The following is a 14,253-nucleotide window of genomic DNA, read 5'->3' as shown; positions in this document are numbered from 1 at the left end:
CATAGCGTTGCGCGGGACTAGGGCTGGCTTGAGCTCAGGCGTTGCGCCAGGCTCCTGCGGTTGATGGCCAGCTCGCTGCTGACGTCCGGCCCGTGGTAGACCATGGACGTTTCATGGTGCACGTAATCGCCCGAGCGCGCCGCGCTCAACCAATTGAACGACCCAACACACAGCAACTGCTCATCGGCCATCACCAGTTTGCTGTGCACCTTGTTGACCACGCGCACTTGCACATCGTGACGCTTGAGGGTCGCAAGCGCATCCTTGAATTCGGCGATTTTGCCTGGATCACCGTCGGACTTGCCGTAGCCGATGTCCGTGTTGAAGCGCAAGTCGGTATACACCGTTACGGGCACCCCGCGCTGGACGGTACCGCACATGGCCTGGAGGGCGCCGCTTTCGTGCATCCCGCGCAGCCGCACCCAAGGCGTCACGATCTGGACCTGCTGTTGCGCGGTTTCCAGCGTCTGCAACAGGAACCGATCATGCTCGGCAAATTCATGCAGGTGGCTCAAGCCGGTGCGCACCGTGAGCAAATCCGCCCGGGGTTGGAAATCGAATGCGAGCTCGTTCTCCGGGTTGTTCAGCAGGTACTGCGCCAGCCTCCCGCGCGGCTTGCTGGCGGGTACCTGGCTGAACAAGTCCATATCGCCGAACACCAGGAAACTGTCCTTGGCGCGGGAGACGGCCACGTTCAGCATGCTGTCGCGGCGGTCGATAAAAGGCCCGTCGGCGTGCTTGGAATACACTGCGGAAAAAATCACCACCGGCCGTTCGGCGCCCTGGAAGGAATGCACGGTGCCCACGGTGAGTTCGCCGTCGCCTTTGCCGGTACGAATACCCAGCGCGCTGCACGCTTCAGTAATGGCCTGCGTCTGGGCGCCGAACGGTGTGATCACCCCGAGGATTTCCCAGAGTGCCTTGCCGTAGCGCTGGGTGAGTTGCTGTTCATGGGCCTTGATCCAGGCGGCGATGGTCTGGGCTTCCAGCAGGTTATGGCGGCTGCCGCCCTGCTTCTGCTGGCACATCCCGTCGATATGCAGGTACCCCAGCCCCGGCAGGCCGCCGTCGGGCTTGGCGCCGCGCCGCGGTTGCAGCTTGCCCTTGTAGCAGAGCGCGTTGCAGTAATCGATGATCGAGTCATAACACCGGCGGTGTTCGTACAGGTAAAGGCCGCGCGCCAGGTCGCGGTCGTAATGATAGCGGCTGGTGAACTGCGCAATCGCCATGACGCTGCCACTGGCAGCGCTGCGTCCGCTGTCACAAAAGGCCTCGTACTCATCGTCCACGCGGCTGCGCGACACCAGGCCGGCGGCGAGCAGATTGCCGATATCCACCGCCGGCGGCACCGACCAGATAGGTTCGATCTGCTGGGTGTCGCCAATCACCAGCGCTTGGCGCGCCAGGGCGAACGACGGCGCCGCCACCTCGGGCAGCACCTGGCCGGCTTCGTCCACGATCAACAGGTCGATGAAATTCAGCGCGTAATCGTCGACATAGCCATTGCCGTCATGGCGCTTGCAAGACAGCTCTGCGGGCAGCCGGTAGAACGTGGCCACGACGCAGGGCGTGAGCTTCATCCAGCGGCGCCAGTTTTTCTCCAACGCCTTGCGGCCGGTTTTGTTGCGGCTTTTGAGAATCAGCGGCAGCTCGTCGATGACTTCCAGCAGCCAACGGCCCTCCCAATAATGCGTGGTCAGCAGGAAGGTCTCGAAGCGCAATGAGGTGTCGGCCCAACGGTCGCAATCTTCCAACGTCACCAGCGCGGCGGGCTTGCCGGCGGCCTGGGGTAACCGGCCAATCACCGCCTGCCAGTTCGACAGTTCACGCTGTTCGTCACGCAGCAATTGCTCCACACGCTCACGCTGGGTTTCGAGGGTTTTCAGGCTTTGTGCGTGATGCGCCACCGCAGCCGTCAATCGGCGCTCTATGTCATGCACATCGGTGGCATCCTGCAGCTGTGCGTCAGCCTCATCGATGTGCAGTTTGGCCAGGCGCAGGCGCTTGGCGGCAATCGGGCCGAACCAGCCGAACAGCGTATACAGCAATGACTCATGGGCCAGGTAATGCCTGAAGGCTTTCAGGCGTGCCTTGGCATTCTCCAGCCGCTCGGACAGCCCCCGCAGTTGAGCGTCAAGACCCGCAATCGCCGCCGGTGGATCATCGCCAAGCACGGCCTTGAGGGCGTCGCGCGCCACCCGCAATCGGGCCCACCCCTGCTCGATATCACTCAGTTGCTGCAGGCGCAGGCGAATCCGCGCCTGGAGCGCGTCGACAGTGCCCTTGAGCGTGGGCTGCGACTGTCCCGCAAAAGCGATGGCGGCGTGCTCCAGATAAGCCTGCTGCGCTTTATCGACATAGGCCTGTGTCTCCAGCGCCAGGTAAAAGCTCTTGGTCTGGTAGGTGCGGGCCATCTCCGCTTCCGCCGAGGCCGTCGGAAAGTAGGCGCCAAAGCTGCTGATATCGGGAAGCCAGCGCCCTGCAAAGGGGCCGGTGCCTTCGGAGAAGTCTTTACCGAACGCCTTGATGATGTTGGTGACCGCCTGATTGTTCGTCGAACTGGCAACGATCACCGGCGGCTCGCCGCCCTCGGCTGCGGCCCTGGCCCAGAGCGATGCGACGACGGACAACAGCAGCGTGGTCTTGCCGGTGCCCGGCGGCCCGTTGACCGCGAGGATATCCCCGGTGTTACCCGCCAGCAGGTGCGCAAGGCTGTCGCGTTGAGCCGGCGCCAGCGCGTATTCGTCACCGGCATGCCCGCCTCGTCCGGCGAACAGGCCATTGGCGGGCAGGCAGGGTTCATCGGGCGTGGGTTCGCGTTGTGCAAAGCGCTCGTACAATGGCGCCTCCGGTTTACCGAGGCGCAAGTGATCGTAAAGCGCAACGATATTGCGGCTGAAACCGTCCGCCTTCTGTTCCTTGAACACGTAGCAATAGCTGGCCGGATCGAACCCGTCGTCCGCGCCGTTCCAGGCGTTGCACACCGTTTGGAACATCGTCTTGCAATAACGCAGGTAGGTGAGCCATTTGTCACGATATTCGTCCGGCTGCACCTCTATGCCGGGGGCTGGCACTTCGAACCGGGGCGCGTCTTGCGCGGTTAAAAACCTGTCCAGGTCAGGTTGGGCGCCGATGGTGAAATTGTCGCGGTCCAACGGTTCCAGGATGTCGCGGGGTACCAGCGTGGGCCCGGTCGGATAGATGAGCCCGTCACGGGTGACTGACACCCGGCAAATGATCGGTGTGATAAAGGCCGGCAACCCTCTGCGCGCCATGCGGTGTTCCTGGCGTGAGGCATACACAAACGGGCGCAGCGTGACATCTACATGGAGCCGTTGCGCCGGTTCGCCGGCGAATAGCAGGTCCACCTGCTCGACCGGCAGACAACCGGCGGCCAGGGCGGCCAAAGGTACGACCGCGTAGGTTTTGACATGGCTGGGGGACAGGGCACCGTTGCCGTTTTCCGCGTCGGCCAGCGAGTTTCGCCAGTAGTTGGCAAGCTTCAGAGAGTAGTCGTTCATCGTCCTGATTCGGTGCAGACCGTGACTCACTGTTACGGTCGGTGGCTAGAAAAGTCAAAACCGAGGGTAACGGTTCCGTGCGTAGGTGGACAATCACCTGTGTCTTGGGTTATCGGGCGTCAACGCGGCTGCCTGCGGTACATTCCGGTCAGATAATCCTGCGCGTCCGGCGCCGAGTTGTGATTGATCACGGCAAAGTTCTTCACCAGTTGAATGTGATATGGCCCGTTGGATTTGGGCGCCAGGGGTTCACGCACGATGATCAGGTTGTCGGTTTCCATCGGCACGCGGTGCTGCGCCGTGACGATCACCTTGGAGGTGCCGGCGTCTTTGAGCGTCAGGCTCAATTCGGCGATTTCCCGGCCCTGGGCATCGCGCTCGGGCAGGATGTTCAGCTCCAGGTCACCGTCGCGGCCCAGGAAGTCATCGCGCATCTGGTAGTGGCCACTGCGCTGGTCGCGGGGTACATCGCCGAGTTTTTTGTATTCCGGCTCGCGGTCCTCGTAGCGCAGGTCGATGGCCAGTTCGCGCGGGCTGCCCTTGGCGTCGCTGACCCAGGTACCGCTGTAGAGATAAGGTGCGACGGTCTGCCGGGTGATGCGCCAGATGCCGGTTTGATGGCCGTCATCGGCATACTCGTGCAGGTACACAAACGGCTTGCCATCGTACTCGTCCTGGTCGCCCACCAGCTTGATCGGGTTGCCGCTGCCGCTCCTGGTATAACGCAACTCGCCAATCAGCACCGCGCCCTGCTGCTGGTACCAAAGCTGCACCGGGATCTTGCCGTCGAGCGTACCGACCAGGTATTGCGGGTCTTCGTTGACCGGCCCTTCGAGCCGGGAAGTCTCCACCCACTGGCCGTCTTTCCACTCGCCGGTGGTGCGCAGCATATAGCCGCCGGGCATGCTGGAGTTTTCGCCAAACTCTGTGGGCGGGACCTGCTCCTGGGTGTAGGCACCGAGTCGCACCAACTCGCCGCCGCGCATCTGCAAGCGACTGGCACGAGTCCAGCAGCAACCTCGGTCGGATTGGGAATGGATGATGCCGTCGTTCGGGGTGACCGAAAACATCCCGCCGAAGGTTTCGTTCGCCAGCGCCGACAACGGGCCATTGCGCCGCCATTGCGTTTGGTGCGGGTCCTGCAGGTAGACATCGTAGTGGTACTGACTGTCGTCATCGTCGCTGCTGCCGTTGCGGATCGCCACATCCTGGCGGCCGTCGGCGTCGATATCCAGGAAGTACAGCAGACCGTACTGCCCCATCAAACGATAGGCATCGGTCTTGCCGTTCTGGTCCAGCGGCAAATTGCCGGCCGGGGTGTGCAACTGCTGCAGGATGTCGAGGGTGGTTTTGTCGCGCAGGGTAATAAGTGCCGGTGCCAGTTGTTGCAGGTCTTGAGGCGCATCCGGGAACAGGACTTCCACCAGGTAATGACCGCTGGGATCGTTGAGCGAAAACGAGCGCGGCTCGGCCAGGGCATTGGCCGAAAAGGTCATAAACAGGCATACGGCGCTGACGAGCGAACGCATTCAAAGCATCCTTGCTGAAAATCGGGGCCCGCAGTGTAAAGGCAAATGCTGGATGCATCGAACAAATCGCTACGCGCCTACACCGTTTCAGTTGTGCCGATCGCCCTCCTGCCCCCAGGTGTTGATTTATTCCGACTGCGAAGCCATCCACTCAACAAAAGCGTCAAGACGCTGCAAAAATGCCGCGCACTCGGCGCTTGGGTTTCTGGCTTCGAAGAGAAAATACGCGATTTGCGCGACCCTGGTGGGATAACGCTGGGTGAACAGCGTCACATGCTCCTCCAGCGTTTGCGGCCACATCAGTGCGTCGGGTGAACGCAGCGTATGCGTGGAGCGGATCAACTTGCGTGCGGCTTCGCGCTGCAAGCGCAGGCGCTGCGGTGTGGTCGCGGCCTGCAGGATAGACGCGCGATAGCCTGACAACACCTGCGCAAAATCACCGTTGAGCGCCAGGGCGATGTCCCGGCTTGGCCGGAATGGCTCGAACCGCAACCCAAGGTCATCGCCCCACACACACCGGCAATGATGCTTGAGCCAGAAGCCCCAGCGATTGTGGTTTTCCGGCGCCAATACCTGTGCGCGGTGGCCGATGTCGAAATCGATTTTGCTGACACAGGAATGCCGCTGTTCCAGCGCCAGCCGCGCCAGCTCAAGCTGTTCAAGCACCGCGGCCTTGGGTGGGTCACGCAGGATCAGGGTGAGATCGAGGTCGGATTCTTCGGCATTGGCATCACCCCGGGCGACACTGCCGTACAGGTAGATACCCTCCAGGCCGAATGCGGGCTGTGAAAGCGTCGCCAACACATCCTTCAGTAAAGGCTCGAACTCGGGCTGCACAGGGACGGTGCCGACGCTGACCACGTGGCCATTAAGGTCTACACCCATGGAGTGTCCGGCGCTCACGGCCGATGCACCTCGATCACCAACCCCTCCTCCTCACTCGGCACACAAAAGTGGCGGGTAATCAGGTCGAACTCGGCGTCGGTTGCTGCAAAGTCATGCTCGCCACTGGCGTTGCGTGCGTGCAGCCGCGCACGGCAGGCGGCGTCATCCAGTTCCAGGTAATGCAGGCAATGCAGTGCCTGGGCAGCCTGGGCCAGGCCCAGCAGCCATTGGCGATTGGCCAGGGTGTTGGCCGGAAAGTCCAGCACCACGTTGACGCCGGACTTCAGGAGATCGATCACCAGTGGCCCCACCACACCGCGAATCTGCCGGGCACAGGTCAGGTAATCGGCAATCGTCTGGATCTGGCCGGGATACAGCGTAGCAAGCCAGTGGTCTTCGCTGAGCAGGACAGCGGCGTGATCGGTGGCAAGACGGCCGGCAAGGGTGGATTTGCCGGACGCGATCTTGCCGCAGAGCAGATGCAGGGTAGCCATGGGACGGTTCCTTTTGTCAGGCCGTCAAGCATGCCATGGTTCAGGCCGATTGGCTTTGCCAATACCTGTAGAACGCCAGTGCCGCGACGTTCTTATCCTTGGCTTCAAGCATGATGTCGAAGCGATCCAGAAACTGCAGCGCATAGTCGTTGGTCCAGCGGTTCCACATTTGCGCACTGTGGCCGTAGAGGTCGCGCTTGGAAACCACCTTCAACAAGGCGGTCATTTCCAGTTTGTGCTCGGCGTCAAACCCCAATGCCTGCAGGCTTTCCTGGGGCTGGGAGTAATGCAGGGTCGGGCGCACGCCGCGCCAGCTGTCGATCACCCTGGCGACGCGGGGCGAGTGCGGGTCGATGTACTCGTCCTCGTTGATCCAGCAATGGTGAATATCCAGCACCACCGGCGCCAGGTCAGCGACTTGCAGGCAATGGTCCAGGCCGTAGGTCTTCTCGTCATTTTCAAAGGTGATGCAGTTGCGCGCCACGTCGGACAAGCGCGACCACACCGCGCGGGTACCCGCCACGCCCAGGCGACCGGCGATATGCACGTTGCATTTGAGGTCCTGGAAGCGGCGGCCGTAGCCCATCATGCGGATCATGTCGGCGTGGTATTCGAATTCGGCCAGGCTGTTTTCCACTACGCCTGGGTTTTCCGAGCCCAGCACACAGTATTGGCCGGGGTGAAACGACAGGCGGATATCCGACGCCCGCGCCAGCGCGCCAATGGCGGCAAAGCCGTCCTGCAACTGGCGCGCGATGGCAGGGTCCTGATACACGGCGGCGACTTTCGGATGGCTGTAGAACGGCAACAGATCACTGCTCAGGCGCAGCATGCGCAAGGTCGGCGGCAGTTCGGCGACGTAGGCCAGCAGGCGCAATTGGGCGGCGAGATTGTGCGTGACCACCTCGACCAGTTTGCCGCGTGCCACCTGCGGCTCGACGCTGTCCATCCAGCGCAGCGTGGTGGTACGCGGGTTGAACGGGCCTTCGATCACCTTCAGGGCGCTGGCGGACGGGAGTCGTTCCGGATGCTTGTATTGGCATGCAAAGCCGATGCGGGGGTGGGTCATGGGAGCGCCTGGTGATATGCCATCGGGGAGATTATAGAGGCTTAGGCGATGGATGCTGCCAAGGGTTCATTCGTCAAATTCGGTTGAATCCTGCGCCCTGAAGGGGGTCACCTATTGCAGGACAACATTGGAACGACGACGTTAGAGAGGTGGTTATGAACCTTGCAATGACACTCTTCAGCCTGTTCGCCGGTTGGCTGGCTATTGTGATGTCGATGATGTGGGGCGTGCTGCGGGTGCTGCGCTGGCACCATGATTAACACCCCGGATGGGCGCTATTTCGTGCTCAAGGGTCGACTCTGGCGGCGCACCAACCCGGCGCTGGATGAGCCCGCACGCCAGCGCTGGGTGGATGCGTTGATGGATGCACGTCGTGCCGTCAAAGCGGCCAAGGCCTGCGGCGACCCACAGCAATTGAAGCAGGCCCGCGAGCAGGTACAGCGCGCGAAGGTCGCACTGGGTGAGCGCGGGCCTGTGTGGTGGACGGATGGCAGCCCGGATTTCAATCGCTACAAGGTGGTGAACACACCCTACGCCGACTGGTTCGATAAACATTCCGACACGAACCCCCAGTGAACTTTCTCACAAACGACACGCTCCTTTCCTAAGCAAGTCTCTATGCAAAGACTCTGCAAAGTCATCGCACACCTGCCACCAAGGCGTGCCGAACGATAAGGAGCTGCACCGCCCATGACTACCCTCCCCGCCTATCGCTGCACACCAGGCCCGCTGCATGCGACATTGCTCGCCGGCAGCGTGCCGCTGTTCCTGGGCGCCCTGCTCAGTGACGTTGCCTACGGCCAGACCTACCAGATCCAATGGGCCAACTTCGCCTCCTGGCTGATCGCCGGTGCGTTGGTGTTCAGTGGATTTGCCCTGTTGTTCGCGCTGGTCAATCTGCTGCGCGCCGACCGCAAGGCCGGGCGCCCTGCGGCCTACTTTCTCCTGTTACTGGCCGCCTGGGTGCTGGGGCTGATCAACGCCTTCCAGCACGCCAAGGATGCCTACGCCATGATGCCGACCGGCCTGGTGCTGTCGGCAGTCGTCACCCTGCTGGCGATGCTGGCGACCTGGATCGGCCTGACTAACCTGCGCTCGGGAGCTGCCCAATGAAAACCACCCGCACATTGACCTTGTTAAGCGCAGCGTTGGTACTGAGCGCCTGCGGTGGTGAAGGCGACAAGACCCAGGTCCACGGCCCCGATCCCAAGCTGCCAGCGCAACAAAGCAGCCTGCTGCCGAGCATGAAAATCGCCGAGCCGGCCGCCTGGGGCGATCAGAAACCCAAGGTACCGCAGGGCTACAGCATCACGGCCATTGCCACCGACCTCGCCATTCCGCGCCAGACCCTGGTACTGCCCAACGGCGATATCCTCGTTGCCGAAGGTCGTGGCGGCAGCGCGGCCAAACTCAAGCCCAAGGACGTGATCGCCAGCCTGATCAAGGCCGAGGGCAATACCAAGGTCAAGAGCGGCAACCGCATCACCCTGTTGCGCGATGCCGACGGTGACGGCACCTACGAACTCAAGACCGTCTTCGCCGACAACCTCAATGCGCCCTATGGCCTGGCTTACGCCGATGGAAAACTGTACGTGGCCAACCAGGATGCGCTGGTGCGCTTCGACTACACCGACGGCCAGACCAAGGCCAGCGGCGCCCCGACCAAAGTCACCGACCTGCCGGCCCAGATCAATCATCACTGGACCAAATCCCTGGCCGTGAGCGAGGACGGACGCCAGCTCTACGTCGGCATCGGCTCCAACAGCAACATCACCGAGCGCGGCATGGAAGTGGAAATCGACCGGGCGATGGTGTGGCAGATCGACGCCGCCACCGGCGCGCACAGACCCTACGCAACCGGCCTGCGCAACCCGACGGCACTGACCATCCAGCCAGGCTCGGGGCAGTTGTGGACCGTGGTCAACGAACGCGATGAATTGGGCCCGGACCTGGTGCCCGATTACCTCAGCTCGGTACGCGAAGGCGCCTTCTATGGCTGGCCCTACAGCTATTGGGGCCAGAATGTGGACCCGCGTGCGCAACCGCAGAATCCGGCCAAGGTCGCGTCGGCGATCAAACCGGATTACAGCCTGGGTTCTCACGTAGCCGCACTCGGCGTGGATTTCTCCATCCCGGCCATGGGCGAAAAATTCGCCGACGGCGTATTCGTTGGCGAACACGGCAGCTGGAACCGTGACAATCCGGTGGGCTACAAAGTGATTTTCGTGCCCTTCAGCAACGGCAAACCGGCCGGCGAGCCTGTCGACTTCGCCACCGGCTTTCGCGGTGACGACGGCGAGACCCGTGGGCGTCCGGTGGGCGTGACAGTCGACCCGAAAGGCGCGCTGATCATTGCCGATGACCTGGCCAATACGGTCTGGCGCGTGACACGTAATCAATAACCAGGGATGACAGGGGCCGTCGCGCCCCTGTCAGCCGTCACGCTGCAACTGCGCCTCGAGCCAGGCCAGCAGTGCCACGACCTCATCCCGATTGCCTGCCCCTTGCTGCCTGTAGACCGAAATAGCCTCTGGCAAAAACACGCTCTCGGCACAGGGCCTGACCAATGCCCCACTCTCAATCAGCCTGCTTGCGGTACGACGCCAGCCCATGGCCATACCATGTCCTTCCACGGCGGCCTGCAACATCAGCGGGTAGCTGTCGAACGTGACGCTGCGCGCGTCACGGGCCAACGACTGACCGAACACGTTCAGCCACTCATCCCACGCCATCAAGTGCGGAGGTTCGCTGCTGTGGTGCAAAAACGTGCAGGCCGCCAATTCAGCCAGCGCCAGCGGTTGTTCCGGGCACAGGTAAGCGGGACTGCACACCGGGAACACTTCATCGGAGGCGGTAAACATCAGCGCGTGGGCGCCACTGGCGCGCCGGGTACTTTGCAGGGCGACATCGAAAGGGTCATTGAACTGCGTGATCGGCCGCGTGCAGGTCACCACCTGGATTTCAATCTGCGGGTATTGCTGGTGGAACGTCGCCAACCGCGGCATCAACCAATAAAACGCCTCGCACAGCTGACACAGCAGCACCACCCGATTGCGCCGCGGGGACGCCCTCAGGCTGGCCGCGCCCTCACTGATGCTTTGCAACGCGAGGCTGACCACCCGCCCCAACTCACGCCCCTCTTGAGTCAGGAACACTGCACGGTTGCGTCGGCAGAACAGCTTCACCCCAAGATTGTCTTCCAGCCCGCGTATCTGCCGGCTGACAGCCGCCTGGGTGATGTGCAGTTCATCGGCCGCCCTGGAAAAACTCTCCAGGCGCGCTGCGGCTTCAAACGGCAACAAACTGGCAAGAGGCGGTAGGGTTTTTCCAAGTAGATTCATAATCTCAGGTTATGTACTCAGGACCGAGAACTCGTTTGTAGCACACCCGCGTGGCTGGGCACCATGGACCCATTACTTCATGGATCAGCCTGATGAGCACTTTCCCCTCCCCTGTAATTGCCGGCGTGATATTCGCGATGGTCGCCACCCTCGGCTGGGCGCTGAATTTCATTGCGCCCTATGTCACAGGCGCCTACAGCATCTACGACCTGATGAGCGTGCGCTTTCTGATGGCCGGAGGGCTGGGCGTGGCCGGGGTGATCCTGTGCCGCGCGCAACTGCGTGCGCTGAGCCTTGGCCAATGCCTGCTCGCGGCAGTACTGGGCGCATGGGGTTGCCTGGGTTATGGCGTATGCATTGCTGCCGGCGTGATAGTCGGCGGCCCGGTATTGACGCCGGCGTTTGTTGGGATGGTACCGGTGCTACTGGCGCTGCTCGGCAACTCCAGCCATAAAACCCTGCGCTGGCGCCAATTGGTGAGGCCGTTGTGCTGTATCACGGTGGGGCTGTTGCTGACCAATATCAGCAGCGTCCACCAGCCCTCTCCGAGCCCCCAATCCTGGCTGGCCGGGCTGTTTTTCTCCTTGGTCGCGGTGGCCTTATGGGTGGGCTTCAGCGTGATCAACCAGAAGCAGATGGCGCACCTGCCCGCCAACGTAACAGGCCTGTGGACCGCCCTGATGCTGACGGGCGCAGGTGTCGCAGCGCTGTTGATCCTCCCATGGACATACGCGACGGGCCTGTTGCGCTTGCCAACCCTGGGCGCTGGCTGGAGCCAGGCATGGGCGCTGTATGCCTGGAGCCTGGTGATTGCCGTGATGTCCACCGTCGTCGGTGCCTGGGCCTGGAATGCGGCAACGCGGCGCCTGCCCATGGTGCTCAGTGGCCAATTGATTGCGCTTGAGTCCTTGTTCGCCACGCTACTCGGCCTCTGGTTTCATCAGCGCTGGCCAACCCCCATGGAAACAGCAGGGCTGGCCGCAGTGCTGGTCGGCGTCATGATGTCGGTGCGGATCATTCTGGCCGATGCGACGTTTCCAGGCCGCGCTACAGGTCGGTGATTTCCTTGTGGCGCGGCACCAGCGCCTTCATCACGCTCCACGCCACCAGGTACGCCAGGGCACAGATCGCAAACATGATCATGTAGCCGGTGTGGATGTCGTTGATGGACTTGTAGTAGTCAAATACCCAGCCGCCGATCTTGGTCATCACCACACCGCCCAGGCCGCCTGCCATGCCGCCGATACCGACCACCGACGCGACGGTTTTCTGCGGGAACATGTCCGACACCGTGGTGAAGATATTGCATGACCATGCCTGGTGCGCCGAAGCACCCACGCCGATCAGCAGTACCGGAACCCAGAAGCTGATGTAGCCCAACGGCTGCGCCAGCAACACCACCAGCGGGAACAACGCGATCACCAGCATGGCTTTCATGCGGCCATCATAGGGCGCATCGCCCCGCGCCATGAAATAACTGGGAAACCAGCCGCCACCGATGCTGCCGACCATGGTCATGCTGTACAGCACGGCCAGCGGCATCACGATATCGGCGCCCTTCATGCCGTACTGCGCCGACAGGAACGTGGGCAGCCAGAACAGAAAGAACCACCACACGCCGTCGGTCATGAACTTGCCGAAGGCAAAGGCCCAGGTCTGGCGGTAGGTGAGCAACTTGAACCATGAGACTTTTTTCGCGGTTGCGCCCGCAGGGCCCGCCGAGGTTGATGCGAAGGGTTGTACGGTCTGATCACTGCGAATGTAGGCCAACTCTTCGGCCGACAGGCGCTTTTGCTGCTCAGGTTTTTCGTACACCGCGGCCCAGACCGCCACCCACACGAAGCCCAGCATGCCGATGACCATAAAGGCCGCTTCCCACCCCCACATGCCAGCGATCAAGGGCACACAGATCGGTGCCAGGATCGCGCCCACGTTGGCCCCCGAGTTGAAGATGCCGGTGGCAAAGGAGCGCTCTTTCTTGGGGAAGTACTCAGCCGTGGCCTTGATCGCGATGGGAAAATTGCCCGCCTCGCCAATCGCCAGCACCGCGCGTGACAGCATGAAGCCAGCAATCGACACCGGAATCACCGCCAGGCCGATGGCACTGCTGACTGCCGCAATGCCCTCGCCCATCTGCACCGAGAACGCATGCATGATCGCGCCGGTGGACCAGATGCCGATCGCCACGACGTAAGCGGCCTTGGTGCCGATCTTGTCGACAAAGCGTCCGGCGAACAGCATGGAAATCGCGTAGACGAACTGGAACACCGCCGCGATGTTGGCGTAATCGGTATTGCTCCAGCCAAATTGCGTCGACAACTGCGGCGCCAGCAGGCTGAGCACCTGACGGTCGAGGTAGTTGACGGTCGTGGCGAAAAACAGCATCGCGCAGATCGTCCAGCGATAGCTGCCGACCGCCTGGCCGACACGATGGGCACTGATGGGCTCGTTCAGATTCATGGCATCACTTTTTATTTTTGTTAGGTAGGACATATGTAATGTCATATGTCGTCGTACAACTTCGACTTTTATATCGAGCTGTTCTGACGGTGTCAATCTGAAAAATCAAGGTCAGCCAAGGTATATAGGGGAGAGACGAAACTCAGGCTTAGGGAGTTGTAGGATGACAGGCGCGCATTACCAGGCTAGGCGCTTGGCCGGGCACATCGTCCAGCAGGCCGAATGGCTGCAAGCCGATTTTTTCCAACACCCGGATCGACGCCGCATGATCCGGCCGTACCAGGCCGAACACTTCAGGCAAACCCAGCGAGTCGAACGCCAGCGCCAAGGCATCGCGTCCGACCTCGGTGGCATAGCCCTGCCCCCAGGCTTCGACGGCGAATCGATAACCGAGATTAATGCGCCGCGCGGTTAGATACTCGAGCGGTGCAATGCCGCCGAAACCGATGATCTGCTCGGGGCTCTCGCGCCGCGCAATCGCCCACCAGCCGTAGCCCTCGCTGGACCATTGCTCGATCCATCGGCCCAGCAGGCGCTGGGCGTCCTCGATACCGGCCATGGGGCCGGCAGGATTGAACAGGTTGGTCTGGGGATCGCCGAAGATGGCGAATAAACGCTCTACGTCTTCCGGAACAGGTGTGCGATAGACGAGACGTGACACGCTGTCTGGCATCAGATGGCTCCACTGGGGTAAAAAACTAATGGCTCTCAACCCACCCAGCATAGGCATTTACACAACTCTGTAGCGCCCACCCGTCACCACGATGCGAAGCGAGCCGCTCTTGATCTTGATCTTGATCTGCTTTTGATCTCAGGCGCCCCGTTAAACCACGCTGGCCGAACGCAGGCTTGAATCCGTGGGCAACCCGGCAGGACGCCGGGTTAGCCGCACTGGGCCAGGGATGGCCCATTGCGGCGGCCCACGGATTCAAGCCTGCGTTCGGGCACACCGAG

12 protein-coding genes are annotated in these 14,253 nt (G+C 61.8%); 4 read left to right on the top strand and 8 right to left on the bottom strand.

The features are described 5' to 3' along the window. Positions 1 to 17: 17 nt before the first annotated feature. The 5 genes from BFQ04_RS21890 to BFQ04_RS21870 all read right to left on the bottom strand — a co-directional run bounded on the left by BFQ04_RS21890 (position 18) and on the right by BFQ04_RS21870 (position 7,498). Positions 18 to 3,521 (bottom strand): AAA domain-containing protein, encoded by a 3,504-nt coding sequence (locus BFQ04_RS21890; RefSeq protein ID WP_065952574.1) that lies wholly within the window; start codon positions 3,519 to 3,521, stop codon positions 18 to 20. Between the two features lie 119 nt (positions 3,522 to 3,640). Further along, positions 3,641 to 5,050, bottom strand: a complete 1,410-nt coding sequence (locus tag BFQ04_RS21885) for an XAC2610-related protein (RefSeq protein ID WP_065952573.1) — start codon at positions 5,048 to 5,050, stop codon at positions 3,641 to 3,643. Between the two features lie 126 nt (positions 5,051 to 5,176). After that, entirely contained in the window at positions 5,177 to 5,953 is a 777-nt protein-coding gene (locus tag BFQ04_RS21880) for a nucleotidyltransferase domain-containing protein (RefSeq protein WP_371914533.1), read from the bottom strand. Then, the gene (locus tag BFQ04_RS21875; protein ID WP_065952571.1) at positions 5,950 to 6,429 is read right to left on the bottom strand and encodes an AAA family ATPase; all 480 of its coding nucleotides are present in this window, start codon (positions 6,427 to 6,429) and stop codon (positions 5,950 to 5,952) included. Before BFQ04_RS21875 ends, BFQ04_RS21880 begins: the two co-directional genes overlap by 4 nt. 40 nt (positions 6,430 to 6,469) lie before the next feature. Continuing rightward, positions 6,470 to 7,498: a UV damage endonuclease UvsE gene (locus BFQ04_RS21870; RefSeq protein ID WP_065952570.1), complete on the bottom strand. Its 1,029-nt coding sequence runs from the start codon at positions 7,496 to 7,498 to the stop codon at positions 6,470 to 6,472. A 252-nt stretch (positions 7,499 to 7,750) separates the two neighbouring features. Between BFQ04_RS21870 and BFQ04_RS21865 the strand changes: the two genes are divergently transcribed. The 3 genes from BFQ04_RS21865 to BFQ04_RS21855 all read left to right on the top strand — a co-directional run bounded on the left by BFQ04_RS21865 (position 7,751) and on the right by BFQ04_RS21855 (position 9,900). Next, positions 7,751 to 8,074, top strand: a complete 324-nt coding sequence (locus BFQ04_RS21865) for a hypothetical protein (RefSeq protein WP_065952569.1) — start codon at positions 7,751 to 7,753, stop codon at positions 8,072 to 8,074. A gap of 114 nt (positions 8,075 to 8,188) precedes the next feature. Beyond that, entirely contained in the window at positions 8,189 to 8,611 is a 423-nt protein-coding gene (locus BFQ04_RS21860; RefSeq protein WP_065952568.1) for a DUF2231 domain-containing protein, read from the top strand. Continuing rightward, on the top strand, positions 8,608 to 9,900 hold the full coding sequence (locus tag BFQ04_RS21855; protein WP_065952567.1) for a PQQ-dependent sugar dehydrogenase: 1,293 nt from the start codon (positions 8,608 to 8,610) through the stop codon (positions 9,898 to 9,900). The genes BFQ04_RS21860 and BFQ04_RS21855 overlap by 4 nt, the downstream gene beginning before the upstream one ends. 30 nt (positions 9,901 to 9,930) lie before the next feature. Here the strand turns inward: BFQ04_RS21855 and BFQ04_RS21850 are convergent, their stop codons facing one another. Then, positions 9,931 to 10,839: a LysR substrate-binding domain-containing protein gene (locus BFQ04_RS21850; RefSeq protein WP_065952566.1), complete on the bottom strand. Its 909-nt coding sequence runs from the start codon at positions 10,837 to 10,839 to the stop codon at positions 9,931 to 9,933. Between the two features lie 92 nt (positions 10,840 to 10,931). Between BFQ04_RS21850 and BFQ04_RS21845 the strand changes: the two genes are divergently transcribed. Further along, entirely contained in the window at positions 10,932 to 11,900 is a 969-nt protein-coding gene (locus BFQ04_RS21845; RefSeq protein ID WP_065952565.1) for a DMT family transporter, read from the top strand. Here the strand turns inward: BFQ04_RS21845 and BFQ04_RS21840 are convergent. Both BFQ04_RS21840 and BFQ04_RS21835 read right to left on the bottom strand, forming a co-directional pair. Continuing rightward, complete coding sequence (locus tag BFQ04_RS21840) at positions 11,887 to 13,299, bottom strand: MFS transporter (RefSeq protein WP_065952564.1); 1,413 nt, start codon at positions 13,297 to 13,299, stop codon at positions 11,887 to 11,889. The genes BFQ04_RS21845 and BFQ04_RS21840 overlap by 14 nt on opposite strands. A gap of 148 nt (positions 13,300 to 13,447) precedes the next feature. Further along, positions 13,448 to 13,972: a GNAT family N-acetyltransferase gene (locus tag BFQ04_RS21835; RefSeq protein ID WP_065952563.1), complete on the bottom strand. Its 525-nt coding sequence runs from the start codon at positions 13,970 to 13,972 to the stop codon at positions 13,448 to 13,450. Positions 13,973 to 14,253: the final 281 nt, after the last annotated feature.

The sequence above is a fragment of the Pseudomonas sp. 37 R 15 genome (assembly GCF_900004865.1).
GTDB lineage: Bacteria > Pseudomonadota > Gammaproteobacteria > Pseudomonadales > Pseudomonadaceae > Aquipseudomonas > Aquipseudomonas fluorescens_AM.
The sequence above is the reverse complement of the archived record's forward strand: the minus strand, read 5'-3'. Positions and strand labels throughout refer to the sequence as shown.

Excerpts from the sequence above, each read along its gene's own strand:
- BFQ04_RS21890 (WP_065952574.1), bottom strand. The coding sequence starts at position 3,521 with ATGAACGACTACTCTCTGAAGCTTGCCAACTACTGGCGAAACTCGCTG.
- BFQ04_RS21885 (WP_065952573.1), bottom strand. The coding sequence starts at position 5,050 with ATGCGTTCGCTCGTCAGCGCCGTATGCCTGTTTATGACCTTTTCGGCC.
- BFQ04_RS21875 (WP_065952571.1), bottom strand. The coding sequence starts at position 6,429 with ATGGCTACCCTGCATCTGCTCTGCGGCAAGATCGCGTCCGGCAAATCC.
- BFQ04_RS21870 (WP_065952570.1), bottom strand. The coding sequence starts at position 7,498 with ATGACCCACCCCCGCATCGGCTTTGCATGCCAATACAAGCATCCGGAA.
- BFQ04_RS21865 (WP_065952569.1), top strand. The coding sequence starts at position 7,751 with ATGATTAACACCCCGGATGGGCGCTATTTCGTGCTCAAGGGTCGACTC.
- BFQ04_RS21860 (WP_065952568.1), top strand. The coding sequence starts at position 8,189 with ATGACTACCCTCCCCGCCTATCGCTGCACACCAGGCCCGCTGCATGCG.
- BFQ04_RS21855 (WP_065952567.1), top strand. The coding sequence starts at position 8,608 with ATGAAAACCACCCGCACATTGACCTTGTTAAGCGCAGCGTTGGTACTG.
- BFQ04_RS21850 (WP_065952566.1), bottom strand. The coding sequence starts at position 10,839 with ATGAATCTACTTGGAAAAACCCTACCGCCTCTTGCCAGTTTGTTGCCG.
- BFQ04_RS21845 (WP_065952565.1), top strand. The coding sequence starts at position 10,932 with ATGAGCACTTTCCCCTCCCCTGTAATTGCCGGCGTGATATTCGCGATG.
- BFQ04_RS21840 (WP_065952564.1), bottom strand. The coding sequence starts at position 13,299 with ATGAATCTGAACGAGCCCATCAGTGCCCATCGTGTCGGCCAGGCGGTC.
- BFQ04_RS21835 (WP_065952563.1), bottom strand. The coding sequence starts at position 13,972 with ATGCCAGACAGCGTGTCACGTCTCGTCTATCGCACACCTGTTCCGGAA.